The 23,185-nt window shown below is 60.7% G+C and carries 25 protein-coding genes; 10 read left to right on the top strand and 15 right to left on the bottom strand.

Annotated elements, in window-relative coordinates; genetic code table 11:
- The first annotated feature begins 35 nt into the window (after positions 1–35).
- The gene (gene leuC, locus EJ576_RS25910; protein WP_122725433.1) at positions 36–1,454 is read left to right on the top strand and encodes a 3-isopropylmalate dehydratase large subunit; all 1,419 of its coding nucleotides are present in this window, start codon (positions 36–38) and stop codon (positions 1,452–1,454) included.
- Positions 1,451–2,065: a 3-isopropylmalate dehydratase small subunit gene (gene leuD, locus EJ576_RS25915; protein ID WP_122725435.1), complete on the top strand. Its 615-nt coding sequence runs from the start codon at positions 1,451–1,453 to the stop codon at positions 2,063–2,065. Before leuC ends, leuD begins: the two co-directional genes overlap by 4 nt.
- Positions 2,066–2,103: 38 nt before the next feature.
- Here leuD and EJ576_RS25920 read toward each other — a convergent pair whose 3' ends face one another.
- From EJ576_RS25920 to EJ576_RS25935, 4 genes are all read right to left on the bottom strand, one after another.
- Entirely contained in the window at positions 2,104–3,018 is a 915-nt protein-coding gene (locus EJ576_RS25920; RefSeq protein ID WP_204937098.1) for a LysR substrate-binding domain-containing protein, read from the bottom strand.
- Between the two features lie 78 nt (positions 3,019–3,096).
- On the bottom strand, positions 3,097–4,401 hold the full coding sequence (locus tag EJ576_RS25925; RefSeq protein WP_122684566.1) for a dicarboxylate/amino acid:cation symporter: 1,305 nt from the start codon (positions 4,399–4,401) through the stop codon (positions 3,097–3,099).
- 83 nt (positions 4,402–4,484) lie between these two features.
- On the bottom strand, positions 4,485–5,360 hold the full coding sequence (locus tag EJ576_RS25930) for an alpha/beta fold hydrolase (protein ID WP_126571448.1): 876 nt from the start codon (positions 5,358–5,360) through the stop codon (positions 4,485–4,487).
- Positions 5,361–5,480: 120 nt separating this feature from the next.
- A complete protein-coding gene (locus tag EJ576_RS25935) occupies positions 5,481–5,942 on the bottom strand; it encodes a VOC family protein (RefSeq protein ID WP_122725443.1) in 462 nt (153 codons plus the stop codon).
- Between the two features lie 227 nt (positions 5,943–6,169).
- Here EJ576_RS25935 and EJ576_RS25940 point away from each other — a divergent pair, with 227 nt between their 5' ends.
- Genes EJ576_RS25940 through EJ576_RS25950 form a run of 3 tightly spaced genes read left to right on the top strand, consistent with a single transcriptional unit; the run spans position 6,170 to position 8,862 of the window.
- The gene (locus EJ576_RS25940) at positions 6,170–7,393 is read left to right on the top strand and encodes an SfnB family sulfur acquisition oxidoreductase (RefSeq protein ID WP_126571449.1); all 1,224 of its coding nucleotides are present in this window, start codon (positions 6,170–6,172) and stop codon (positions 7,391–7,393) included.
- Between the two features lie 3 nt (positions 7,394–7,396).
- On the top strand, positions 7,397–8,062 hold the full coding sequence (locus EJ576_RS25945) for a methionine ABC transporter permease (RefSeq protein WP_099493837.1): 666 nt from the start codon (positions 7,397–7,399) through the stop codon (positions 8,060–8,062).
- Between the two features lie 29 nt (positions 8,063–8,091).
- Positions 8,092–8,862 (top strand): MetQ/NlpA family ABC transporter substrate-binding protein, encoded by a 771-nt coding sequence (locus EJ576_RS25950; protein WP_068932470.1) that lies wholly within the window; start codon positions 8,092–8,094, stop codon positions 8,860–8,862.
- A 123-nt stretch (positions 8,863–8,985) separates the two neighbouring features.
- Here the strand turns inward: EJ576_RS25950 and soxR are convergent, their stop codons facing one another.
- On the bottom strand, positions 8,986–9,435 hold the full coding sequence (gene soxR, locus EJ576_RS25955; protein ID WP_122725445.1) for a redox-sensitive transcriptional activator SoxR: 450 nt from the start codon (positions 9,433–9,435) through the stop codon (positions 8,986–8,988).
- A 101-nt stretch (positions 9,436–9,536) separates the two neighbouring features.
- Here soxR and EJ576_RS25960 point away from each other — a divergent pair, with 101 nt between their 5' ends.
- Entirely contained in the window at positions 9,537–9,902 is a 366-nt protein-coding gene (locus EJ576_RS25960; protein ID WP_026000062.1) for an antibiotic biosynthesis monooxygenase, read from the top strand.
- Here EJ576_RS25960 and EJ576_RS25965 read toward each other — a convergent pair.
- The 4 genes from EJ576_RS25965 to msuE all read right to left on the bottom strand — a co-directional run bounded on the left by EJ576_RS25965 (position 9,891) and on the right by msuE (position 14,050).
- A complete protein-coding gene (locus EJ576_RS25965) occupies positions 9,891–10,994 on the bottom strand; it encodes a sigma-54-dependent Fis family transcriptional regulator (protein ID WP_126571450.1) in 1,104 nt (367 codons plus the stop codon). The two genes, EJ576_RS25960 and EJ576_RS25965, sit on opposite strands and share 12 nt — an antisense overlap.
- Positions 10,995–11,005: 11 nt before the next feature.
- On the bottom strand, positions 11,006–12,193 hold the full coding sequence (locus tag EJ576_RS25970) for an acyl-CoA dehydrogenase family protein (RefSeq protein ID WP_122684572.1): 1,188 nt from the start codon (positions 12,191–12,193) through the stop codon (positions 11,006–11,008).
- Positions 12,194–12,334: 141 nt separating this feature from the next.
- Positions 12,335–13,477 (bottom strand): FMNH2-dependent alkanesulfonate monooxygenase, encoded by a 1,143-nt coding sequence (ssuD, locus tag EJ576_RS25975; protein WP_122725454.1) that lies wholly within the window; start codon positions 13,475–13,477, stop codon positions 12,335–12,337.
- A 9-nt stretch (positions 13,478–13,486) separates the two neighbouring features.
- Positions 13,487–14,050 (bottom strand): FMN reductase, encoded by a 564-nt coding sequence (gene msuE / locus EJ576_RS25980; protein WP_126571451.1) that lies wholly within the window; start codon positions 14,048–14,050, stop codon positions 13,487–13,489.
- A gap of 399 nt (positions 14,051–14,449) precedes the next feature.
- On the opposite strand from msuE, the gene EJ576_RS25985 reads away from it, so the two are divergent.
- The 3 genes from EJ576_RS25985 (at position 14,450) to EJ576_RS25995 (ending at position 17,971) form a co-directional block, all read left to right on the top strand.
- Positions 14,450–14,719 (top strand): hypothetical protein, encoded by a 270-nt coding sequence (locus tag EJ576_RS25985; protein WP_126571452.1) that lies wholly within the window; start codon positions 14,450–14,452, stop codon positions 14,717–14,719.
- Positions 14,720–14,952: 233 nt separating this feature from the next.
- Positions 14,953–16,113: a cysteine desulfurase family protein gene (locus tag EJ576_RS25990; RefSeq protein ID WP_126571453.1), complete on the top strand. Its 1,161-nt coding sequence runs from the start codon at positions 14,953–14,955 to the stop codon at positions 16,111–16,113.
- Between the two features lie 49 nt (positions 16,114–16,162).
- On the top strand, positions 16,163–17,971 hold the full coding sequence (locus EJ576_RS25995; RefSeq protein ID WP_126571454.1) for an aminopeptidase P family protein: 1,809 nt from the start codon (positions 16,163–16,165) through the stop codon (positions 17,969–17,971).
- On the opposite strand, the gene EJ576_RS26000 is transcribed toward EJ576_RS25995, so the two are convergent.
- The gene (locus tag EJ576_RS26000) at positions 17,964–18,872 is read right to left on the bottom strand and encodes a LysR family transcriptional regulator (protein ID WP_126571455.1); all 909 of its coding nucleotides are present in this window, start codon (positions 18,870–18,872) and stop codon (positions 17,964–17,966) included. The two genes, EJ576_RS25995 and EJ576_RS26000, sit on opposite strands and share 8 nt — an antisense overlap.
- A gap of 116 nt (positions 18,873–18,988) precedes the next feature.
- Here EJ576_RS26000 and EJ576_RS26005 point away from each other — a divergent pair, with 116 nt between their 5' ends.
- Complete coding sequence (locus EJ576_RS26005; RefSeq protein ID WP_122725466.1) at positions 18,989–19,975, top strand: zinc-dependent alcohol dehydrogenase family protein; 987 nt, start codon at positions 18,989–18,991, stop codon at positions 19,973–19,975.
- On the opposite strand, the gene EJ576_RS26010 is transcribed toward EJ576_RS26005, so the two are convergent.
- The 5 genes from EJ576_RS26010 to EJ576_RS29900 form a co-directional block, all read right to left on the bottom strand.
- Positions 19,972–20,562 carry a 2-hydroxychromene-2-carboxylate isomerase gene (locus EJ576_RS26010; protein WP_122725468.1) on the bottom strand — a complete coding sequence of 197 codons (591 nt, stop codon included), beginning with the start codon at positions 20,560–20,562 and terminating at the stop codon, positions 19,972–19,974. The genes EJ576_RS26005 and EJ576_RS26010 overlap by 4 nt on opposite strands.
- Positions 20,563–20,598: 36 nt before the next feature.
- A complete protein-coding gene (locus tag EJ576_RS26015; protein ID WP_126571456.1) occupies positions 20,599–21,330 on the bottom strand; it encodes an SDR family oxidoreductase in 732 nt (243 codons plus the stop codon).
- 111 nt (positions 21,331–21,441) lie between these two features.
- Positions 21,442–21,723, bottom strand: coding sequence for a hypothetical protein (locus EJ576_RS26020; RefSeq protein WP_028615818.1), 282 nt, complete (start codon positions 21,721–21,723; stop codon positions 21,442–21,444).
- 164 nt (positions 21,724–21,887) lie between these two features.
- A complete protein-coding gene (rhtA, locus tag EJ576_RS26025) occupies positions 21,888–22,775 on the bottom strand; it encodes a threonine/homoserine exporter RhtA (RefSeq protein ID WP_126571457.1) in 888 nt (295 codons plus the stop codon).
- Between the two features lie 182 nt (positions 22,776–22,957).
- Positions 22,958–23,185 (bottom strand): hypothetical protein (locus EJ576_RS29900; RefSeq protein WP_218570340.1); only part of this gene is annotated, 228 nt, incomplete at its 5' end.

Consider the following 23,185-nt stretch of genomic DNA (forward strand, 5'->3'; position numbering starts at 1 on the left):
TAGGATGGGCTCATACCGTTGAGTGAGCCTAAGAAATGACTGCCAGAACCCTCTACGACAAACACATCGACTCCCACACGGTGTGCCCCCTGGATGACCAGGGCCATGTCCTGCTCTATATAGACCGCCAGGTGATCAACGAATACACCAGTCCCCAGGCCTTCAGCGGCTTGCGCGAGGCTGGGCGCACGGTGTGGCGTCCGGGCACGGCGTTGGCCGTGGTCGACCATGTGAACCCCACCACGCCCCAGCGTATCGCGGCGATGCCGGATGCAGGCGGCGCGCGCCAAGTGTCGTACCTGGCGGAGAACTGCCGGGACTTCGGCATCGAGCTGCTGGACATCCTCGACAAGCGCCAAGGCATCGAGCACGTGATCGCCCCGGAACAGGGTTTTATCCTGCCCGGCATGGTGATTGCCGCCGGAGACAGCCACACCACCACCTACGGCGCCCTCGGGGCCTTTGGTTTTGGCATCGGCACCTCGGAAATCGAACACCTGCTGGCTTCCCAGACCCTGGTCTACAAACGTCTGAAAACTATGCGCGTGACCGTAGACGGTGACCTGGCGCCGGGTTTGACCTCAAAAGACGTGATCATGGCGCTGATCGGCAAGATCGGCGCGTCCGGCGCAACGGGCTACGCCATCGAATTTCGCGGCTCCACCATCGACGCGCTGAGCGTCGAGGCGCGCATGACCATCTGCAACATGGCGGTGGAAGCCGGTGCGCGGGGGGCGTTCATGGCGCCGGACGAAAAAGTCTTCGCCTACCTCAAGGGCAAACCACGCGCACCTCAAGGCGAGCTGTGGGAAAAAGCACTGTTGGAGTGGCGAAAACTCCACACCGATGACGACGCGGTGTTCGACCGGGAGGTGCAACTCGACGCCACCACCCTGGAGCCCATGGTCACTTGGGGCACCAGCCCCGACCAGGCCGCGCCCATCGGCGCCCGCGTGCCCGACCCGCAGGACGTCAGCGACCTGATCCTGCGCCAGGACATGCGCCGTGCCCTCAACTATATGGGCCTGGAAGCCGGCATGCCGCTGAGCGAGATTGTCATCAGCCACGCCTTCATCGGCTCTTGCACCAACGCCCGTATCGAAGACCTGCGCGACGCCGCCAGCGTGGTACGTGGCAAACACGTGGCCGGCCACGTCCGCGCGATGATCGTGCCCGGCTCCACCGAAGTCCGTGACCAGGCCGAGGCCGAAGGGCTGGCGGCGATTTTCATCGACGCTGGCTTTGAATGGCGCCAGTCGGGCTGCTCGATGTGCCTGGCCATGAACGACGACGTGCTGGCCCCCGGCGACCGCTGCGCCTCCAGCACCAACCGCAACTTCGAAGGTCGCCAGGGCGCGGGCGCACGCACCCACCTGATGAGCCCGGCGATGGTCGCCGCCGCTGCCATTAGCGGCCACCTGACTGATATCCGCCACTTTGGAGCGCGCCCATGAGCCTGCAACCCTTCACCCTGGTCACCGGCAAGGCCGCGCCGATGCTGGCGGCCAACATCGACACCGACGTGATCATGCCCAAGCAATTCCTCAAGGGCATCGACCGTAGCGGCCTGGACCGCGGGCTGTTCTTCGACTTGCGCTGCTTGCCGTCCGGCGAGCCCAACCCCGACTTCGTGCTGAACCAGCCGGCCTGGCAGGGCGCGAGTTTCATGGTGGTAGGGCCGAATTTCGGCTGCGGTTCCAGCCGTGAACATGCGGTATGGGGCTTGAAGCAAATGGGCATCCGCGCGTTGATCGGTAGCAGCTTTGCCGGGATTTTCTATGACAACTGCCAGCGCAACGGGGTGTTGTTGATTACCCTGGACGAGGCGGTGCTGCAGACGTTGGGCAAGACCGTCAGCCAGGCAGACCAGGCGCAGATCAGCGTGGACCTTGAAGCCCAGGCGATTCGCTTGGCGGATGGCCAGGTGATTCCGTTCCAGATCGATACCCTGCGCAAAACCGCGTTGCTACTTGGCCTGGACGCCATTGGCACTACCTTGCAACGTAGTGAAGAGATCAGGGCCTTCGAACGCCAGCACCTGCAAGCCAACTCCTGGCTCAGCTGACACACAGCAGGACAAAGTGTGGGAGGGGGCTTGCAACGTCAGATCGACAACCCTTTGAAATGCTCCTGCAAAAACTCCACGCAGGCGCGCAGCTTCCCGGAATACGCCAACCGTGTCGGGTACACCGCCCACACGTTGGCGCTCTGGGTATACCCGTGCAGCACCTGCACCAGCTTGCCTTGTTCCAATAAAGGTTTCACATCCCACATCGAGCGCAGCAGCACCCCGCGCCCATCCAACGCCCACTGCAACACAATCTCGCCATTGTTCGACGACAACGGCCCGCGCACGCGTACGCTTTCCTGGGCGCCGTTGTGTTCCAGGTTCCAGATGCCAAACGCGTTATCGCGCTCCTTGAGCACCAGGCAGTCGTGCTGCTCCAGGTCACTCAACTGTTGCGGTGTTCCGCGGCGCTGCAGATAGGCCGGCGCTGCGCACAGTACGCGGCGGTTGCTCACCAGTCGGCGGCCAATGTGCTGGCCAGGAATGTCGTCGCCCACGCGGATCTCCAAATCGAAGCCTTCGCTGACGATGTCCACCACGCGGTCGAACAGGTCCAGGCGGATTTCCAGGTCCGGATACTGTTCCGCCAGCAGCGACAGGGCCGGCGCCACATGGTTGCGGCCGAAACCAAAGCTGCTGCACAGGTGCAGACGGCCACGGGGGCTGTCGTGGGCGTCGGAGAGTTCATCGGAAAGTTGCTGGAAGTCTTCCAGGATACGCACAGCCCAGCGCTGCACCCGCTCGCCGTCTTCAGTCAGGGCGATGCGCCGGCTGGTGCGGTGCAACAGGCGGGTGGCCAGGGTGGTTTCGAGGATCTGGATGCGCTTGCTGACATAGGCCGGCGACAACCCGAGTTCGTCGGCAGCCGCCGCAAAGCCGGCCTTGCGGATCACGGTCAGGAACACCCGCAGGTCTTCGGGTAGGGGCACGGTATCTTTCTTATTCGTCATCAGAAACAGGGCTGGCGGCATGAGCCGCCAGAATAGCACCGGATCGGTGTGCCTTCCGGCACACCCGGCCTTCTTCGGTTACTCGGCAGCGATCTTCGCTTGGGTGGCCGCGCGGGCATGTCGTCCGTGCTTGAGCGCGATAGGCGCCATTTTTTCGCGGTCCAGTTCACCTTCCCAGGCTGCCACCACCAGCGCGGCCACGGCGTTGCCGATGATATTGGTCAGCGAGCGGCATTCAGCCATGAAGCGGTCCACGCCGAGGATCAACACCATCGCTGCCACCGGCACGGTCGGCACCACCGCCAAACTTGCCGCCAATGCGACAAACCCCGCGCCGACCACCGCCCCGGCGCCCTTGGACGTCAGCATGGCCACCGCCAGCAGCGTCAACTGCTGTTCCAGCGGCAAGTGGATATTGGTGGCCTGGGCCAGGAACAACACCGCCAGGGTCATATAGATGTTGGTGCCGTCCAGATTGAAGGTGTAGCCGGTCGGCACCACGATGCCCACTACGCCCTTGGAGGCGCCCAGGCTTTCGAGTTTCTGGATCAATTGCGGCAGCGCCGATTCCGACGAACTGGTGCCCAATACGATCAGCAGCTCCGACTTGATGTAGCCCATCAGCTTGAAAATGCTGAACCCGGCGTAGCGGGCGATGCTGCCCAGCACCACGGCAATGAAGAAAAACGCGGTGATATAGAAGGTGCCCACCAGTTTCAACAGCGGCAGCAACGAACCGACGCCGTATTTGCCGATGGTGAACGCAATCGCGCCAAAGGCCCCGATCGGCGCGACCCGGCTGATGATGCCGACGATGCGGAAAAACACTTCGCTGGCCTGGTTGATTACACCCACCAACGGCCGGCCCTTTTCACCGACCATCACCAGGCCGACGCCAAACAGCACGGAAACGAACAGCACCGGCAGGATTTCACCCTTGGAGAACGCATCGAAAAACGTTGCGGGGATCACGTGCAACAGGAACCCGACGATGCCTTCTCCATGTTCGGCCTGGCCGACAAAACCGGCGATGGCCGAGCTGTCGAGGGTCTTCACGTCAATATTGAAGCCGACGCCAGGATGCAGCAGGTGCGCGGCGAGAATGCCGATCAACAGGGCAATGGTCGAGACGACTTCGAAGTACAGCAGCGCCTTGCCGCCGACGCGGCCGACCTGTTTTACGTCGTGCATGCTGGTGATGCCGGACACCACCGTGCAGAAGATGATCGGGCCGATGATCATCTTGATCAGCTTGATGAAACCGTCGCCCAAGGGCTTGAGGTCGATGCCGATCTGCGGCCATTGATGGCCGATCAACACGCCTAGCGCGATCGCGATGAGCACCTGGATATACAGGGTTCCCAGCAGTTTTCTGATTGTCATTGTTATTATCTCGCAGTCTTTTTTGGGCAAGCAGACCCCGTCGCAGGCGTTGGCGCGCCTGCGTGGGGGGGTGAATCAGGGGGTCAGCGAAGGAAGGTCAGGACTTCGCCCAGCAACAATTCGGGAGCCTCTTCGGCAATGTAATGGCCAGCCGGCAGGGCCTTGCCGCGCACGTCGGTGGCGACTTTCTGCCATTCCTTGAGCGGCTCGAAACAGCGGCCGACGGTGCCTTCGGCGCCCCACATCACCAGCAACGGCAGGTTCAGGTGTTTGCCGGCGTCGATATCCGCCTGGTCGTGCTCAAGGTCGATACCGGCGGCAGCCCGGTAGTCTTCGCAGATGCCGGTGGCGGCGCCCGGCAGTTTCAGGCAGCGCAGGTATTCAGCAAAGGCCTCGTCGGTGAACGGCTTGAGCCCGGCACTGCGACTGCCCATCACGCTGCGCAGGTACAGCTCCGGGTTGCCCTCGATCAAGGATTCCGGCAACGGTGCCGGGCGGATCAGGAAGAACCAGTGCCAGTAGGCGCGGGCGAAGGCTTCGTCGGTTTGCGCATACATTGACAGGGTGGGGGCGATGTCCAGCAGCACCATGCGTTGCACGGCGGTCGGGTGGTCCAGGGCCAGGCGATGGGCCACGCGGGCACCACGGTCATGGGCCAGCACCGAGAACTGCTCAAAGCCCAGGGCTTTCATGAGTTCAACGCCGTCCCGGGCCATTTCGCGTTTTGAGTAGTTGGTGTGGTGGTCATTGGCCGGCGGCTTGCTGCTGTCGCCATAACCGCGCAGGTCGGCCGCGACCACGGTGAAGTGCTCGGCCAGTTGCTCGGCGATTTTGTGCCAGATGACGTGGGTTTGCGGGTGCCCGTGCAGCAGGAGCAGACCGGGACCTGTACCGCCTTTGCGGTAGCTGATGTCCACGCCGTTGACGTGGCAGCTGTCTTTTTGGAATCCGGCGAACATGGAATGACTCCTTGTGATGAGTGCCTGCATCCTGGAATCACGCGGCGTTCGGGGCAAGGGCGAAAACGTGGAGGGGTTGTTCATGAAGTGTGTAGGAGCCGGCGGGCCGGCTCCCGTCGATCAGCTTTGCTTGAACATATCCTCGGCGCGCTGGCGAATCTGCGCTTCGGTCAGGTCTTCCTTGTGGGTGGCCAGGAACCATACGTGGCCGAATGGATCCTTCAGCGTGCCGGAGCGATCGCCGTAGAACTGGTCCTTGGGTTCGGAGATCGGTGTGCCACCGGCTGCGATGGCTTGTTTGTATTGCGCATCGACGTCATTGACATACACATGTAAACCGACGCTGGTGTGGCCATCACGCGGGCTGCCAAACGCGCTTTCATCGCAGGGTGAACCCAGCATGATCGGCGAGTCACCGATGCGCAGTTCGGCGTGGCCGACTCTACCGTCGGGCATGTCCAGGCGCATGGCTTCGATGGCGCCAAAGGCTTTCTTGTAGAACTCGATGGCTTCGGCAGCTTTTTCGACGCCCAGGTAGGGCGTGACGCTGTGGAAACCCTCGGGAATGGGTTTAACGCTCATTTCGTTCTCCTTGGGTTGTTGTGGTTGTGGAGGCACGGCCTTTTCACTATAGGCCACGTATGGCGTGGCCTGCAGGCAACCGACGAGGTGTCTGCCAGGCAACAGCGAACAGGCAGATTGCTGCGCCATAAGCGGGCCGGGGCGTGTTTGACCGGCAAACTGCCGGTTTCCGGGCCCGGCACAGAAGCTGCAATACCTCTGGCAAACCATTCGCCCGAGAGCGTTGTATGTCTGTACTGCCTGTGTCTGCCGATTACCCGATCCACACGCCCCATGCCGCATTGATCCGCGATGCAGCCGAGGCGATTGCCGTCGCCCACCGCGTCGCCGCCGTCCTCTTGGAACAGGACGCCGAGCGCGACCGCACTCGCCAGGTGCCCGCCGAGGTGGTGGACCTGTATTCCAACAGCGGCCTGTGGGGCATCAGTGTGCCGCGCGCGTTCGGCGGGGCGCAGGTGTCTTACGCGGTGCTGGCCCAGGTGATCGCAATTATTTCGGCGGCCGACCCGTCATTGGGGCAGATCCCGCAGAACCACTACTGCCTGCTGGAAGATATCCGCCTGCAAGGTACGCCCGAGCAACAGGCACACTTCTTTGGCCTGGCGTTGCAAGGTCACCGGTTTGCGAATGCGCTGTCGGAAACCGGCGGCAAGCACGTGCAGGACATCCAGGCCACTATTCGCCGCGAAGGCGACGGCTATGTGATCAACGGGCGCAAGGGCTATTGCACCGGCTCGCTGTACGCCCATTGGCTGGTGGTGCTGGCGCTGGATGAACAGCAAAATGCCCAGTTGGCCTTTGTGCCGCGTGGCACCGAAGGGCTGGTGGTGGTTGACGATTGGGACAGCATGGGCCAACGCACCACTTCCAGCGGGACGGTACTCGCGCAGGATCTGCGGGTGCCGGCATTCAATCTGTTTCCTACGCACAAATCCTACGATTCCCCAACGTTGGCCGGGCCTTTCGCACAACTGACCACTGCCGCCATCGACGCTGGCATTGCCCGCGCCGCGCTGCGTGACACGGTGCAGTTCGTGCAGCAATTTGCCCGGCCATGGATCGACGCCGGGGTGGAAAAAGCCAGTGAGGATCCACTAACCATCATTCAGGTCGGTGCCCTGGATATTCGCCTGGAAGCCGCCGAAGCCTTGCTCGACCGCGCCGGTTTTGCCCTGGACGCCGCGCGTCCGGCCCCAGATGAAGACAACGTCGCCCACGCGTCTCTGGCCGTCGCCCGCGCCAAAGTGCTGACCACTGAAATCGCGATTGAAGCCAGCAACAAACTGTTCGAACTGGGTGGCACCCGTTCTACCTTGAAGAAGCACAACTTCGACCGCCACTGGCGCAACGCGCGGGTCCACACCTTGCACGACCCGGTGCGCTGGAAGTACCACGTGGTGGGCAATTGGTTGCTCAACGGTGCCAAGCCCCCGCGCCATGACTGGTCGTGATCCATGGCCGAACTGTTCAAGAACATCTACTGGGCCGACATCGGCCAGGCCTGCCTGGAAACCCTGAGCATGCTCGTGGCTGCGCTGGGTTTTACCGTGCTGCTGGGGTTGCCCCTGGGCGTGCTGCTGTTTCTCACCGGCAAGCGCCAGTTGCACGAGGCGCTGGTGGTGTATCGGTTGTTGTCGGTGGTGGTCAATGTGCTGCGTTCGCTGCCGTTCATCATCCTGCTGATCGTGTTGATCCCGCTGACTACCTTGCTGGTGGGCACCTCCCTCGGCGTGCCGGGCACCATCCCGCCGCTGGTGGTGGGCTGTACGCCGTTCTTTGCGCGGCTGGTGGAAACCGCGCTGCGCGAGGTGGATCGCGGCGTGGTCGAGGCCACCCAGTCCATGGGCGCCAGCACCTGGCAGGTGATCCGCCACACCCTGTTGCCGGAGGCCCGAGGCGGGCTGCTGGCCGCAGTGACCGTGACCGCGATTGTGCTGGTGGACTACACCGCCATGGCCGGCGTGATCGGTGGCGGTGGTTTGGGTGACTTGGCGATTCGCTATGGCTACCAGCGTTTTCAGACCGACGTAATGGTGGTCACCGTGGTGCTGCTGTTGGTGCTGGTGCAGGCGCTGCAGATGACCGGTGACCGTTTGGTGGCGCGTTACAGCCGCCGTTGATTCCTATAACAACTGCCTTCGGAGCATGTATGAAAAAGTCCCTGGCCATTTTGGCCGCTGTCCTGTCGTTGAATGCCGTTGCCAATGAAAAGCTGGTGGTCGGTGCGACCCCAGTGCCCCATGCGGAAATCCTCGAGTTCGTCAAACCGGTGCTGGCCAAGGAGGGCGTGGACTTGCAGATCAAAGTCTTCACCGACTTCATCCAGCCCAATCAACAACTGTCGTTGAAGAACATCGACGCCAACTATTACCAATACCGCCCGTTCCTCGATGATTACAACAAAACCCGTCACACCGACCTGGTGCCGGTGGTGGGCGTGCATATCGAACCCTTTGGTGCGTATTCGACCAAGATCAAAAACATCGCGGAGCTGAAGGACGGTGCCACGGTGTCGATCCCCAACGACCCGGTCAACACTGGCCGCGCCCTGGTGCTGCTGGATGAAGCGGGCCTGATCAAGCTCAAAGACCCGAGCAACACCCTGAGCACGCCGCGCGATATTGCGGATAACCCCAAGCACTTGAAGATTCGCGAACTGGAAGGCGCCTTGCTGGCCCGTTCGGTGAGCCAGGTGGATTTGGCGTTTGTGTTTGCCAACTACGCCCTGGAAGCGGGGATCGATACCAACAGCGCGTTGATCGTGGAGAAGGGCAAGTCGCTGTACGTCGAGTACCTGGTGGCGCGGCCGGATAACATCAACGACCCGCGCATCCAGAAACTGGCCAAGGCGTTGAATTCCGATGAGGTGCGCCAGTTCATCCTGACCCGTTACAAAGGCCAGATTGCCCCTGGGTTCTGAGTCCAACACCGATCAACTGTGGGAGCTGGCTTGCCTGCGAAAGCGGTGGGTCAGCTTGCACATCTGCTACTGATACACCGCTTTCGCAGGCAAGCCAGCTCCCACATTGATTGGATTGTCACTTCAGGATTTGGGGGTGGGCTCCAACAACTGTGCACCTGGCCCGCACTCGCCGAGCTTGTCATCCTGATTACGCAACGGGCACGCCTCCATCGACAGGCACCCGCACCCAATACAGCCATTGAGCTTGTCCCGCAGCAGCATCAGTTTATTGATGCGCTCATCCAGGTCTTCCCGCCACAGTGCGGACAAACGATCCCAATCCTGCGCCGTGGGCGTACGCCCATCCGGCAAGGCCTGCAACGCCTCGCCGATCGTTGCCAGTGGTATGCCCAAACGCTGGGCGATCTTGATCACCACCACGCGCCGCAGCGCATCCCGCGGATAGCGCCGCTGGTTGCCGGCATTGCGATTGCTCTTGATCAGCCCCTTGGTTTCATAGAAATGCAGGGCTGTGACCGCCACACCGCTGCGGGCGGCCAGTTGGCCGACGGTAAGCTCTTTGTTGAGCATGAAAAAACTCCCAGACAACGCTTGACCTTGACTTAACTAGAGGTTTTACCCTGCGTGGCATCGAATCGCAAGATTCTGCCTACAGAGGAAGGGGAGTGTTCATGCAGGTATCAGAGAAAAATCGCAGCTTCACTCAATTGATTGAATTTCAGATCGAGCCCCAGCAGCAAGTCGCCCTGGTGGCGGCCTTGACCACCCAAAGCGAACGCCTGGCCCAGGGCCACGGCGGCTTTATCAATGCAAGTGTGCAGGTCAGTGATGACGGACGGCGGGTGCTCAACTACCTGCAATGGCGCTCGCGTGAAGACGGCGAGGCGGCTTTCCAGTGCTTTGAGCATGGCGAGGAAGATTTCTGGACGCTGATCCGCGCCCATCAGGCCACGGCGGTGACCTTCGGTTCGTTCCAGGTGCTGCGCAGTTTCGAGCGCAGCCATGACAACGCGTTGCACTGCCGCCTAAATGGATAAATGCAGCATGCGCTCGCCTTGCACGTTTTCACCGGGTCGGCGCTTGTTCACTGCCAGCTCGCCGATCTTGATCAGGCGCGTACGTGTGACGTTGCGGCTCAAGCCCAACAGGTTGGCGGTGTGTACCTGGTTGTAATGGCTGAAACGATAGGCGGCACGTAGCAGGGCGTCCTCGACCTTTTCGTGCAGGGCGCCGGCCTGTTCCTCGAACAGCTTCTGGAAGGCGCGCGCGAGCAAGGCTTCGGCGCTGTTGTCGGTGCCGTGCTGGCTGTCGTCCTGGCGTTCGATGCGCATGTTCGACAGGCGCAGGTCGTCCCGTTCGATCACGCCGTTACGGCAGATCAACAAGGTATGGTGAATCACGTTCTCCAGCTCGCGGATGTTGCCGGGCCAGCTGTAGGTCTTGAGTTTGTGCTCGGCCTCACGACTGATCGTGATCGGGCCGTAGCCCAGGCGCTGGCTGTAGGCTTCGATGAAGTGCCGGGTCAGCGGCAGGATATCGCCGGGGCGCTCGCGCAACGGGCTGAGTTCCAGGCTGACCACGTCGAGGCGATAATAGAGGTCTTCACGGAAATGCCCGGCATTGATGGCCTTTTCCAGTTGCACGTTGGTCGCGGCCAATACGCGCACATCAATCGGAATGCTCTTACGCGAACCCAGGCGTACGACTTCACGCTCTTGTAGCACGCGCAGCAGCTTCACTTGGATTGCCATCGGCAAATCGCCGATCTCATCCAGGAACAGGGTGCCGCCGTCTGCCTCTTCAAACCAACCGGCCTTGGCACTGAGGGCGCCGGTAAAGGCGCCTTTTTCATGGCCGAACAGCTCGGCTTCCACCAGGGATTCGGAGAACGCCCCGCAGTTCACCGCCACAAACGGTCGGTTGCGCCGCGCGCTGAGGTTATGGATGTGGCGCGCCACCAGCTCTTTACCAGTGCCGGTCTCGCCGATGATCAGCACGCTGGCTTCGCTCGGCGCCACTTGCTGGATATGGTCGAGCAACGCCTGGGATTTCGGGTCTTCGAAGACCTGGGCCGTGGCGCGGATCGACGTCGCGAGTGCGGGCGAGGGCGGTAGGGTCAACAGCTGCATGGGCACCTCTCTTAGGAATAGAACGTAGGAATTGGCAGGGATTGGTTCAACGCCCAATCCCCCAGTTCGTGAAGTTTGTAGTCCACCGGATCGTGCAGGGTCTGCGTACGCAGGTTGCGCCAGTGGCGGTCCAGCCGTAGCGAGGCGTGGGTGGAGCGCGCGCCAGTGACTTCGAACAACCGACTGCACAAGTCCAGCCCCTGACGGGTGGCGGCGACTTTGGCGGTGGCGATGGCAATGGCTAGCTGGCCGCGCTCGGTTTCGCTGAGGTTCGGGCCCTTGGCCCAGGCTTGGTCGAGCAACTCTGCGGCGTGCTCCACCAGCAGGCGGATACCTTCCAGGGCAACCCAGAACTCACCGTAGTGATGCAGCACGTAAGGGTCTTGGCGCACGTCTTCAGCCGAGGACTTATGCCAGGCGCGGGTTTCGGTCAGGGTGTAGTTGCGCGCTTCTTCGAAGGCGCCTTCGGCAATGCCGAGAAACATATGTGTGAAGGTCAACTGGGCGATCAGCGGGCGCAGGCAGGCAAAGGGCGTACTCAGTGGGCCGGGATCGAGCAGCAATTCGGATTCTTCGACGCGCACCCGTTCGAAGCTGGCGCTGCCGCTGTCGGTCTGGCGCTGACCGATATTGTTCCAGTCGTTGTGCAAGGTGATGCCGCTGCGCCCGCTCGGGATTGCGGCGATCAGCAGCTTGCCGCCGGCGGTTTCGTCCACCGCCGAGGCGATCAGCATTTCCGAGTCGCTGGCGCCGGAGCAGAAGCTCTTTTTGCCGGAGAACTCGCGCCAGCCGCCGAAGTCCTTGACCACCGTGCGGGTGTCCAGCGGGTTGAGGGCGTTGCCCCAGAACCAGTTTTTGCGCGCGGTCTGTTCGAACCAGGGTTGCCATTGGTCCGGGCGCGCAAACAGGCGCACGGTGGCAAGCATCAGGTGGTGGAAGCCGAAGACATGGGCGATGGAACTGTCGACCTTGGCGAATTCGCGCACGATGCCCAGGGTTTCGCTCCAGCGTGCGCCGAGGCCGCCGTATTGGGTGGGGATGCTCAGAGCCAGCAGGCCGCTGTGGCGCAGGGCGTCACGTTCGGCTTTGGGCGTGCCGCCGCGCTCGTCGCGCTCGACGGCGGTGAGGGCGAATTCGGCGGCCAGCAGTTTGGCGGTCTGCAAGGGGGAGGGCAGGACGCTGTGGGGTTTGGCTGTCACGGGGTTTCCTCTATTTTCCTTGTAGGAGCAGGCTTGCCCTGCGCTGGGCTGCGAAGCAGCCCCCCTTGCGTCGGCGGCGAACCCGTCGGGGGACAAGCCCCACTCACCACAACAAGCCGGCTCCTACAGAAGAGCAGCGGTTCAGGCCTTTGTCGTTGGCAGTACATCGTTGGCAATCATTTCGCCAAACGGGCCCGTGAGGTTGGTGACGCCACGTCCGGCCAGGCTGGCGTAGGGTTCCGGTAGCAGCGGGAACACCAGTTCGGCGAAGCGATACGCCTCTTCCAGGTGCGGATAGCCGGAGAAGATGAAACTCTCGATCCCCAAGTCCGCGTATTCCTTGATGCGCTCGGCGACTTGTTGCGGGTTGCCCACCAACGCCGTGCCGGCACCGCCGCGCACCAGGCCGACGCCGGCCCACAGGTTGGGGGCGATTTCCAGGTTGTCGCGGCGCCCGTCGTGCAGGGCGGCCATGCGCCGCTGACCTTCGGAGTCAAAACGCGAGAAGGATTTTTGCGCGGCGGCGATGGTTTCGTCGCTGATGTGTTCGATCAGTTTGTCGGCGGCTTTCCAGGCGTCCTCTTCGGTTTCGCGCACGATCACATGCAGGCGAATGCCGAATTTCACCGTGCGCCCTTGGCGTGCGGCGCGCTCACGCACGTCCGCGAGTTTTTCTGCGACGGCGGCAGGCGGTTCGCCCCAGGTCAGGTAGACGTCGACCTGCTCGGCGGCAAGGTCGTGGGCGGCGTCGGAGGATCCGCCAAAATACAGCGGTGGATAAGGCTTCTGCACCGGTGGGTAAAGCGCCTTGGCGTTCTGCACGCGCAGGTGTTTGCCTTCGAAATCTACCGATTCGCCCTGCAACACACGACGCCAGATCTGTAGGAATTCATCGGAGACTTCGTAACGTTCACTGTGGTCGAGGAAACTGCCGTCGCCACGGTTTTCATCCGGGTCGCCGCCGGTCACCACGTTGATCAGCAAGCGGCCGTTGGACAGGCGATCCAAGGTTGCCGCCATGCGGGCAGAAACAGTCGGCGAGATGATGCCCGGACGAATCGCCACCAGGTAACGCAGGCGTTCGGTCAGCGGCACCAGCGCCGAGGCGATGACCCAGGAGTCTTCGCACGAACGCCCGGTGGGAATCAGCACGCCGTAGTAGCCGAGATTGTCAGCGGCCTGAGCGACTTGTTTCAGATAATTGAGGGTGACCGGCCGCGCACCTTGGGTGGTGCCCAGGTAATGCCCGTCGCCGTGTGTGGGTAGAAACCAGAAAACATCCATGACCAATCCTTAAGCGATTTTCAGCAGAGAGAGGGAGTGCGCTGCAAACAAAGGCGCTGCACGTTCTGCCGCCAGTTGAATACGGGCTTTTAATAGTTCACTGGTTATTTGGTAGTCGGTGAAGTCGGCTTCGGTGGCGTACACACCGATCGGCAAGGTCAACGCCTGGAAAAAGCTGAACAGCGGACGCAATTGGTGATCGAGCACCAGCGCATGGCGTTCGCTGCCGCCGGTGGCGGCAAGCAGTATCGGCGTGTTGATCAGGGCGTTGAGGCCGATCAAGTCGAACAGATGCTTGAGCAGGCCGGGGTAGGAGCCGCGATACACCGGCGCGGCGACGATCAGCAGGTCGGCCTGTTCGATGGCCAACAGTTGGGATTCGACGTCTGCCGGCAGTTCGTCACGGGACAGCGCACCTCCCAGAGGCCGGGCAATGTCGCCCAATTCGATCAGGGTGGTCTGGATCGGCAGCAACGTGGCCAGTTCGGCGAGCACCGCTTGGGTCAGCACCAGGGTGCGTGACGGGCGCCAGGTTCCACCGGAGAGGGCAACGACATTCAGGGGACGGGTCATGAACAGTTCCTTTTTCAACAGGGGTGCAGAACGGGTGGGTGCAACCTGTTGAGCAAGAGCTATACCAACGGGCGCGAGCCTTGATTGGCGTGGGTTGCAGGCTTGCTGCCGATAAGTGTCGCTGTTGTCTGGTTGGTGATTTGTTGATTGGCTGTTGCGCTGGCAACAGTTGCGTGGGCAACAGTGCCAATGCGGCGTAGCACCCGTTATAGAGGGTTGTATTTATTCCGTAAATGAACGTATTTCCATATTTATAGATCATAAAGAAATATGAAGGTCCTGCTATTGGAGGTGTCTTGGCGGTTGATAGCGACTATCAAGGCAGGTGATTTTTCACCGTGCGGGGCCGGGAGTAGCCTGTGTTCATTGACTCGAAACCTCCTTTGCAGGGCCGCCGCCATGAACCGATTTCTCGCTGTTTCCTTATTGATTGTCAGCTCAGTCCTCGCCGGATGTGCGACCCATCCTTCGCCAGAATTGCGCCCCTACACGGCGGAAGAAACCAAGCAGTTGGCCCTGGAAGCATTGAGTCGTCGTGGTTTGTCGTTTGATGAATACCAACAACAGCGCGCCGCGTTGACCGGCCAGCCACAGACGCCTTTCGGCTTTGATCGCCAGGGCGAAATGAATGCCGAACGCAGCGTGACCCTGCATGGTCGTCCCAGTTGAGCCCGCGCCTGACGGCAAAAAGCCCGAGGATTCCCCTAAGGAACCTCGGGCTTTTTGTTTGCCATGGTGCGACTTCAGCCTGTTAAGCTGAATTTCAGGAGCGTTCCTACGCACATTTACATAAAGTGGTCCTTCTTTAATGGCATTCGATCGGTTAAACCTGACGACCTCTGTTCCGGTCCGTGCCCCTGAGACGCTGCTCTCGGGAACCTGCTCTGCGAGTTTTTAACGTCATGAATAAACGTCCGCTGTATTTCGACTACGCCGCCACCACCCCGGTGGATGAGCGGGTCATCCAGGTAATGGTCGAGTGTCTGGGCTTCAATGCCAATTTCGGTAACCCCGCGTCCAGTTCCCATGCGTTCGGCCAGGCGGCCCGGCATACGGTCGAGCAGGCGCGTCGCCAGGTGGCCGAATTGGTCGGTGCCAACCCCGAGCAAATCGTCTGGACCTCCGGCGCCACCGAATCCAACAACCTTGCAATCAAGGGCGTGGCCCAGGCACGAGGCGTGGCGGGTGGGCATATCATCACCAGCCAGATCGAACACAAGGCCACGTTGGATACCGCCCGGCAACTGCAGGAAGCCGGCGTGGCCGTCACGTACCTAGTGCCGGATGCTGATGGGCTGATCAGTGCCGATGCCGTCAGCGAAGCCTTGCGTGAAGACACGTTCCTGGTCTCGCTGATGCTGGTGAACAACGAACTGGGCACCCTCAACGACATCCCCGCCATCGGCGCGCGAGTGCGTGAACACGGCGCGTTGTTGCATGTGGATGCGGCGCAGGGCGCGGGCAAGGTGGTAATCGATCTGGCGCAATGGCCAGTGGACCTGATGTCGTTTTCGGCCCACAAGTTGTATGGCCCCAAAGGGATCGGCGCGTTGTACGTCGGCCCACGGGCGCAGCAGAAGGTGTTGGCGCAGATTCACGGCGGCGGTCATGAAGGCGGCCTGCGCTCCGGCACTCTGGCGACCCATCAGATTGCCGGCATGGGCACCGCGTTTGCCCTGGCGGCGGCGTCGTTTACTGAAGAAAAGGCGGTAATCGTCGCCTTGCGTCAGCGCTTGCTGGATCAATTGGAAGCGGTGGCCGGCGTGCGCCTCAATGGCAGCGCGACGCAGCGTATTCCACATACCCTGAGCCTCACGTTTGGCGAAGGCGAATTCAACGCCGCTGCGTTGAGTGCGGGGATCGCGTTTTCCGCGACCTCGGCCTGTAATTCGGCGAGCAATGCGCCGTCCCACGTGCTCCTGGCGTTGGGCCATGATGCACGCAGCGCCGGCCGCACCATTCGCTTGAGCCTCGGCCGGTTTACCACCGAGCAGGATATCGACCAGGCGGTGCAATTGATCAAGGCGGCCCTGGCCAGTGCACCGGCGTTCTGGGCGGTCTGATTCATTTATCGCAATACATAATAATTATTCGTGGTTAGCAGGAGACACAATGAGTACGCAGCCTTTGACCCATGGAACGGTTCCCCAGCGCCTGGCGCACACCCGTGAACTGATGAACCGCGAGGGCATTCACGCCCTGCTGGTGCCGTCGGCCGACCCGCACTTGTCCGAGTACCTGCCGGGTTATTGGCAGGGGCGGCAATGGTTGTCGGGGTTTCATGGTTCGGTGGGGACGCTGATTGTCACTGCGGATTTCGCCGGCGTGTGGGCCGATAGCCGTTACTGGGAACAAGCGACCAAGGAACTCAAGGGCAGCGGCATCGAATTGGTGAAACTGCAGCCGGGCCAACCCGGACCGCTGGAGTGGCTGGCCGAGCAGACGCCGGAAGGTGGCGTCGTCGCGGTGGATGGTGCAGTGATGGCCGTGGCCTCGGCGCGTACCTTGGGCGGCAAGTTGGCAGAGCGCGGTGCACAACTGCGTACTGATATCGACCTGTTGGATGAAGTCTGGAAAGACCGTCCGACACTGCCGAACCAGCCGATCTATCAACACCTGCCGCCTCAGGCCACCGTCAGCCGTGGTGAGAAACTCGCCTCGCTGCGTGCGGCCTTGAAAGAGAAGGGCGCCGACTGGCACTTCATCGCGACCCTGGACGACATCGCCTGGCTGTTCAATCTGCGTGGAGGGGATGTTTCGTTCAACCCAGTGTTTGTGTCCTTTGCGTTGATCAATCAACAGCAGGCCACGTTGTTCGTGGCGCTGAGCAAAGTCGATGCCGAGCTGCGGGCGGTGCTGGAACAGGATGGCGTGACGCTGCGCGACTACAGCGAAGTGGCGGATGCCTTGCGTAGGGTGCCGGCGGGCGCCAGTTTGCAGGTCGACCCGGCTCGCGTTACCGCTGGCTTGCTGGAAAACCTCGATACCGGTGTCAAGCTGATCGAAGGTCTCAACCCAACGACACTTGCCAAGTCGCGCAAGAGCCTGGCCGACGCGGAACATATCCGCCAAGCCATGGAGCAGGATGGCGCGGCGCTGTGCGAATTCTTCGCCTGGCTGGACAGTGCGCTGGGTCGCGAACGTATCACCGAACTGACCATCGATGAACACCTGACTGCTGCGCGCACCCGTCGCCCCGGTTATGTGTCGCTGAGTTTCAACACCATCGCCGCCTATAACGCCAACGGTGCGATGCCGCATTACCACGCCACGGAAGAAGAGCACGCAGTGATCGAAGGCGATGGCCTGCTGCTGATCGATTCGGGCGGCCAGTACCTCGGCGGCACCACGGATATCACGCGGATGGTGCCAATCGGTGCGCCGAGTGAGGAGCAGAAGCGCGACTGCACCCGTGTGCTCAAGGGCGTGATTGCCTTGTCCCGTGCGCATTTCCCGAAAGGCATCCTGTCACCGCTGCTGGACGCCATTGCTCGCGCGCCGATCTGGGCCGAAGGCGTGGACTACGGCCACGGTACCGGGCACGGCGTAGGCTATTTCCTCAATGTGCATGAAGGTCCGCAAGTGATTGCCTATCAGGCGGCCACTGCGCCGCAAACGGCGATGCAGCCGGGGATGATCACTTCCATCGAACCGGGCACTTACCGCCCGGGACGCTGGGGCGTGCGTATCGAGAACCTGGTGCTGAACCGCGAAGCCGGCAAGACTGAGTTCGGCGAGTTCCTCAAGTTTGAAACCCTGACTTTGTGCCCGATCGACACGCGCTGCCTGGAACCGTCGCTGCTGACGGCAGACGAGCGTGAGTGGTTCAACGCTTACCATGCCGAGGTACGTGAGCGTTTGAGTCCATTGCTCGACGGTGCCGCGCTTGAATGGTTGCAGGTGCGCACTGCGGCTATTTGACCGCCTGCAGTTCCGGGGCCTGGGCCAAAGCGTCGGCCATATAGTCGACGAATGCCTTGACCCGGGCCGACTGGCGGCGATTGGGTGCTGACACCGCATGGATCGGCAGTGGTTGCGGGGTGTAGTCCTGCAATAACGCAATCGCGCGGCCGGCTTTCAAATCGTCATGGAACAACCACAGGGGCGACAGCGCAATGCCAAGCCCCGTCAACACCATCTCCCGCACCGCTTCGGAGTTGTTGCTCTGGGCGTTGCCGGTGATGCGCACGCTGTGTCGCGTGCCATTCTTTTCGTAAACCCACTGGTTCTGGCTGCTGAGCAGGTTGAACAGCAGGCAGTTGTGCTGGCTGAGATCCTGCGGGGTTTTCGGTGTGGGATGTTTGGCCAGGTAGGCCGGGCTGGCCAGGGTGACGCGGTGGGTAGTGCCGATCTGCCTGGCGATCAAGCCGCTGTCGCGCAGTTCACCGATTCGCAGGGTTACGTCCAAGCCTTCGCTGACCATGTCCTGCAGGTGATCGTTGAGTTGCAGGTCTACTTGTACGTCAGGGTATTTCTGCAGGAAATCGCTCAAGCGTGCAGCAATCTGCAGGCGCCCGAAACTCACCGACGAACCCACGCGCAATGGACCGGCGATCGCCTCTTTGCCGGTCTGGAAACTGTGTTCGGCGGCGTCCACGGCGGCGAGGATTTCACGACAATGGCTGTAGTACCGCTGACCTTCGTCGGTCAGGGACAGTTGGCGTGTACTGCGGGCAATCAGCTTGCCACCCAGTTCGGTTTCCAAGGCACGCAGGACTTTGCTGATGGTGGGTTGGGTAGTTTGCATTTCCCGAGCGACGGCGGAAAAGCTGCCGCGTTCGATCACTCGAACGAAAATCGCCATTGCGTTGAGTTTATCCATTGGGGGTTCCAATTCATGCCTATTAAGCATAGGCACTATAGTCTTTTGGTGTCTTATCAGCATGAATTGGCTGGCGGATCATTGATTTCATTCTTCGATGACGCGAGATCGCCAACATGACTGATATGCACGCTTTGATTGTGGATGCCGTGGACGCGCCGTTCCGGCTGACGACAATTCCCAAACCGGTAGCAGGCGTTGGCCAAGTCCTGGTCCGAATCAGCGCCAGTGGCCTTAACCCTTTGGACGGGAAAATCCGCGCAGGCCAGGCTGCCCACGCCCGGCAGCCATTACCGGCAGTGCTCGGCATGGATTTGGCAGGCACCGTGGAAGCGATAGGTCCTGACGTCGGTGATTGGCATGTGGGCGATGATGTCTATGGGTTGGCGACCGGCATTGGTGGCGCACAGGGCTCGTTGGCCGAGTACGCGGCCGTCGATGTCCGCTTGCTGGCGAAGAAACCTGAGGTGTTGAGCATGCGTGAAGCGGCGGTATTGCCGCTGGTGCTGATCACTGCGTGGGAGGGCTTGGTGGACCGGGCGCATGTAGGCTCCGGGCACAAAGTACTGATACAAGGCGGCGCGGGGGGTGTAGGGCATGTCGCAGTGCAGTTGGCGATTGCTCGCGGAGCGCAGGTGTATGCCACGGGTTCCGCCAGGCATCGCTCAGTAATCGAGGGGCTGGGTGCGACGTTTATCGACTATCAGCAGCAGACGGTCGAAGAGTACGTCGCGCAGCACACCGCGGGCGAAGGCTTCGACATTGTGTATGACACTGTCGGCGGCGAAACGCTGGATGCATCCTTTCGAGCCGCCAAGACCTATCACGGTCATGTGGTGAGTTGCCTGGGATGGGGGCAACACAGCCTGGCCCCACTGTCGTTTCGTGGGGCGACCTACTCGGGTGTGTTCACCTTGCTGCCGTTGCTGACCGGTAAGGGGCGTGAGCATCACGGGCAGATTCTTGCCGAGGCAGCGCGCTTGATCGATGCCGGTAAGCTCAAGCCGATCCTGGATGGGCGTGCATTCAATTTGCACAGTGCGAACGCCGCCTACGATGTGCTCGCAAGCGGCGCGCAAGGGCGCTTGGCGATTGAGATTTAAGTCAGGGCTTCACGCACAAAATCCAGACGGTCCTGACCGAAGAACAGCTGGTTGCCGACAAATAGGCTGGGCGCACCGAACACACCGCGTTGAACGGCCTGTTCGGTGTTGTCCTTGAGGGTGGCCTTTACCGTCTCGTCATTGGCCAAGGCCAGAACCTCTTCGGGATTAAAACCGTGTTCGGTAAGCACGGCGGCAACAACGGCAGGGTCTCCCAAGTGACGGCCATCTACCCAGAGGGCAAGGAACAGGCAATCCACAAAGTCATCGAAACGCTCGGGTTGGCGCAATTGAATACCGGTGACCGCTCGCATCAACAGCAGGGTGTTGATGGGAAAGTGCGGGTTGAACTTGAGCGGTACGTTGTAGCGGCGGGCATAGCGCGCCAGGTCATCAAACATGTAGCGACCTTTGGCGGGCACGGTGATGGGAGAGGCGTTGCCCGTGGCCTTGAACACGCCGCCCAATAACATGGGCTTATAAATCAGCTGCGTACCGGTTGAAGCGCACAGTGCGGGTAACTGGGTGTAAGCCAGGTAGGTGGCGGGGCTGCCGAGGTCAAAGAAGAATTCCAGGGTTTTACGCATGGTCGATGCTCGCTGCTTATTATTGTGGGGTCGTGCTTACCAGGGTTCATTCCAGGGACGCAGGTCCAGTTCAAATGTCCAGGCGTCGCGTGGCTGGCTGTGCAGGTACCAATAATTCTCGGCGATGTGCTCGGGGTTGAGGATACCGTCCTGGTCCTTGAGCGCGTATTTCTGCGGGAAATTGTCACGAATGAAGTCGGTGTCGATGGCGCCATCGACCACCACATGGGCGACGTGGATGTTCTTGGGCCCCAGTTCCCGCGCCATGCTTTGCGCGAGTGCCCGGATACCGTGCTTGGCGCCAGCGAAGGCGGCAAACCCTGCCGCGCCACGCAATCCTGCGGTGGCACCCGTGAACAGAATGGTGCCTCGATTACGCGTGACCATACGCTTGGCCACTTCGCGTGCATTCAGGAACCCGGAGAAGCAAGCCATCTCCCATATCTTGAAATACTTGCGCGCGGTTTCTTCCAAGATGCTGCACGGCACGTTGGCGCCGATGTTGAACACGAAGGCCTCAATTGGACCCAGCTCGGTTTCGATCTGTTCGATCAGCGCAATGACGTCTTCTTCTTTACGGGCATCGCAGGCAAAGCCATGGGCTTCACCGCCTGTCGCGTGGATGCTGTCTACCAGCGGCTGCAATTTATCGGCGCTGCGGCGGGTGACACACGCCACGTAGCCTTCGCGGGCAAAACGTTTGGCAATGGCGCCACCCGTTGCGTCTCCGGCGCCCACTACCAATACGATTTTCTTGTTGTGCGTCATGGGAACTCTCTTGGCTCGATGGTCGAGCAGGAGTTTAGACGCAGCGGCGAGAAGGGCTGGGTTTGTAGCTGGAATTTAATGAGAGCAGTCAGGGGGTGACTGCTCAAGCGACTACTTGCAGATGACGATCATGCTGCGGCTGGTGTAGCCAGCAGGGTTAAGGCCGAAGGGGTAGTCCCCTGGTTCCTCGGAATTGTCGCCGGACTTTGCGATAACCCGGTAGCCCTTGGCGCCGCAAGAGTTGGTTGCGCTGGTGTAGCACTGGTCCCAGGAAGAAGACAGGCCGGAACAGTTGATATGCAGCCCTTTTTTGCCACGTTTCACTTCTGTCTTGGTGGTCGCGGCACAACCGGTAATCGCCATGACCATTAACAGTATCAAAATTCGCTTCATTCCTATCCTTAATAGCCGGCCCGCAATACTACAGGCTGGCTTTACTCGCTCTCGGGTGTAGCGTTCGCGCTGTCCTTGTCGAAATTCTCCATGAATGACATTCGTTTACGGCTTAAACATGGCCTAAATGAGTGGTAAATACCAGAGCTAGATTCAAACAGCCTTCAATCCGCTGGTACCAGCGGCTTTGACTCGCTGCGCATCGTCACAGTAGCGCCTACGGAGGCCAGGATGATGCACGTGATCGCCAGCCACTGTGCGAGTGACAGGTGTTCGTGAAGGAACAACAGGCCGGAGAGGGCGCCGAACGCCGGTTCGATGCTCATGAGTGTGCCGAAAGTTCGGGCGGGGAGGCGCGTCAGTGCAACCATCTCCAGAGTGTAGGGGAGGGCGGTGGACAGAATGGCGACTCCGATGGCGAGCGGGATCAGGGCAGGCGTCAGCAATGCGCTGCCTGCATGGACGATACCGATAGGGGCAACAAACAAGGCCGCGATCATTACGCCAAGGGCGGCGGTCTGTACGCCGTTGTCATTACCGGCTTTCTGACCATACAGAATGTAGAGCGCCCAGCAGACCCCTGCACCCAGGGCGTAACCCGCACCCAGTAAATCGATACCGCTGCTCGCTTCGCCCATCGGGATAAGTAAGAGCAAGCCGACGATCGCCAGGGCAATCCAGAGGAAGTCGACCGCGCGCCGAGAGGCATAGATCGCAACGGCAAGCGGGCCGGTGAATTCCAGGGCGACCGCAATCCCAAGAGGTACGCTGCGCAAGGACATATAGAAGAGGAAGTTCATGCCGCCCAATGCCATTCCGTAGACGATCACCGTCCGCAGGGACTTTGCCGTCAACTTGGCGCGCCATGGGCGTAATAGAAGCAGCATGATCACGCTGGCGAAAATCAGGCGCAGTGCCGTGGTGCCTTGTGCGCCGACGATAGGGAACATGCTCTTGGCCAGCGAGGCGCCGGACTGGATGGAGGCCATGGCGATCAGCAGCAGGCCGACGGGGAACAATGTCGAGGCCAGGCTGCGGGGGGAGGTGGTCATTTGGGAGTGTTCGTCCGAAGTCATATTAAGAGAAACGTCGGCGCTATGATGCTTAACTGTTTGAGGTTGGGCAATATATTGCTCAATTATCCTTATCGAGAGGCTAAAAGAGGCGGATTTAGCGGTTTTCAGCCCCGTTGATAGAAAAAACAAATTAAGGGTTGACGGCAGATTTTAGAAGTCTATAATTCGCCCCACTTCCGGCGCAGTCGAAACGGAAAATTCCTTGGTAAACAATGAGTTATGTAAGTTTCGGCAGTAGGTTGCTTCAGTTCATCGAAGCCAAAAGGAAGTTGAAAAAGAGGTGTTGACAGCAGCGTGTAACGCTGTAGAATTCGCCTCCCGCTGACGAGAGATCGGAAGCGCAAGTGGTTGAAGTTGTTGAAGAAATCTTCGAAAGCTTCTGAAAA

The sequence above is a fragment of the Pseudomonas sp. C 49-2 genome (assembly GCF_003970195.1).
GTDB classification, from domain to species: domain Bacteria; phylum Pseudomonadota; class Gammaproteobacteria; order Pseudomonadales; family Pseudomonadaceae; genus Aquipseudomonas; species Aquipseudomonas canadensis.

Excerpts from the sequence above, each read along its gene's own strand:
- EJ576_RS25990 (WP_126571453.1), top strand. The coding sequence starts at position 14,953 with ATGAATAAACGTCCGCTGTATTTCGACTACGCCGCCACCACCCCGGTG.
- EJ576_RS26015 (WP_126571456.1), bottom strand. The coding sequence starts at position 21,330 with ATGACGCACAACAAGAAAATCGTATTGGTAGTGGGCGCCGGAGACGCA.
- EJ576_RS25935 (WP_122725443.1), bottom strand. The coding sequence starts at position 5,942 with ATGAGCGTTAAACCCATTCCCGAGGGTTTCCACAGCGTCACGCCCTAC.
- EJ576_RS25960 (WP_026000062.1), top strand. The coding sequence starts at position 9,537 with ATGCAGGTATCAGAGAAAAATCGCAGCTTCACTCAATTGATTGAATTT.
- EJ576_RS25925 (WP_122684566.1), bottom strand. The coding sequence starts at position 4,401 with ATGACAATCAGAAAACTGCTGGGAACCCTGTATATCCAGGTGCTCATC.
- EJ576_RS25965 (WP_126571450.1), bottom strand. The coding sequence starts at position 10,994 with ATGCAGCTGTTGACCCTACCGCCCTCGCCCGCACTCGCGACGTCGATC.
- rhtA (WP_126571457.1), bottom strand. The coding sequence starts at position 22,775 with ATGACCACCTCCCCCCGCAGCCTGGCCTCGACATTGTTCCCCGTCGGC.
- EJ576_RS25950 (WP_068932470.1), top strand. The coding sequence starts at position 8,092 with ATGAAAAAGTCCCTGGCCATTTTGGCCGCTGTCCTGTCGTTGAATGCC.
- EJ576_RS25920 (WP_204937098.1), bottom strand. The coding sequence starts at position 3,018 with ATGACGAATAAGAAAGATACCGTGCCCCTACCCGAAGACCTGCGGGTG.
- EJ576_RS25945 (WP_099493837.1), top strand. The coding sequence starts at position 7,397 with ATGGCCGAACTGTTCAAGAACATCTACTGGGCCGACATCGGCCAGGCC.
- msuE (WP_126571451.1), bottom strand. The coding sequence starts at position 14,050 with ATGACCCGTCCCCTGAATGTCGTTGCCCTCTCCGGTGGAACCTGGCGC.
- EJ576_RS25930 (WP_126571448.1), bottom strand. The coding sequence starts at position 5,360 with ATGTTCGCCGGATTCCAAAAAGACAGCTGCCACGTCAACGGCGTGGAC.
- soxR (WP_122725445.1), bottom strand. The coding sequence starts at position 9,435 with ATGCTCAACAAAGAGCTTACCGTCGGCCAACTGGCCGCCCGCAGCGGT.
- EJ576_RS25940 (WP_126571449.1), top strand. The coding sequence starts at position 6,170 with ATGTCTGTACTGCCTGTGTCTGCCGATTACCCGATCCACACGCCCCAT.
- EJ576_RS25985 (WP_126571452.1), top strand. The coding sequence starts at position 14,450 with ATGAACCGATTTCTCGCTGTTTCCTTATTGATTGTCAGCTCAGTCCTC.
- EJ576_RS26010 (WP_122725468.1), bottom strand. The coding sequence starts at position 20,562 with ATGCGTAAAACCCTGGAATTCTTCTTTGACCTCGGCAGCCCCGCCACC.
- EJ576_RS25995 (WP_126571454.1), top strand. The coding sequence starts at position 16,163 with ATGAGTACGCAGCCTTTGACCCATGGAACGGTTCCCCAGCGCCTGGCG.
- ssuD (WP_122725454.1), bottom strand. The coding sequence starts at position 13,477 with ATGGATGTTTTCTGGTTTCTACCCACACACGGCGACGGGCATTACCTG.
- EJ576_RS26000 (WP_126571455.1), bottom strand. The coding sequence starts at position 18,872 with ATGGATAAACTCAACGCAATGGCGATTTTCGTTCGAGTGATCGAACGC.
- EJ576_RS26005 (WP_122725466.1), top strand. The coding sequence starts at position 18,989 with ATGACTGATATGCACGCTTTGATTGTGGATGCCGTGGACGCGCCGTTC.
- leuD (WP_122725435.1), top strand. The coding sequence starts at position 1,451 with ATGAGCCTGCAACCCTTCACCCTGGTCACCGGCAAGGCCGCGCCGATG.
- EJ576_RS26020 (WP_028615818.1), bottom strand. The coding sequence starts at position 21,723 with ATGAAGCGAATTTTGATACTGTTAATGGTCATGGCGATTACCGGTTGT.
- leuC (WP_122725433.1), top strand. The coding sequence starts at position 36 with ATGACTGCCAGAACCCTCTACGACAAACACATCGACTCCCACACGGTG.